General features: G+C 71.1%; 1 pseudogene. It reads right to left on the bottom strand.

Annotated features, from left to right (window positions below):
- Positions 1-235, bottom strand: a pseudogene (locus ACNQ6O_RS15780) (NAD(P)/FAD-dependent oxidoreductase); the annotation flags it as partial.
- Positions 236-246 lie beyond the last annotated feature (11 nt).

The following is a 246-nucleotide window of genomic DNA, read 5'->3' as shown; positions in this document are numbered from 1 at the left end:
GCGCTGTGATCAGAAACGCGATGTGGATCCCCACCCACAGCGCCCACGCAACGAAGCCGCGCAGCCGCAGCGACCCAATCACGCCCACCGCCCGGGCCCGTCCGATCGTCGCCAGCATCCCCTTGTCCCGGTACACAAACGCCGCGCCCGGTGCGTGCGGCGAGTCAATCCGCGCCCGTATCACCCTCGCCGCGTGTCGCCCCATCTGCATCGCCGCCGGTGCGATGCCGGGCACCGGTCTTCCCG

This window comes from Marinobacter sp. SBS5 (genome assembly GCF_048285575.1).
Taxonomy (GTDB): Bacteria; Pseudomonadota; Gammaproteobacteria; order Pseudomonadales; family Oleiphilaceae; genus Marinobacter.
This window is presented reverse-complemented; position numbering and strand designations above follow the sequence as displayed.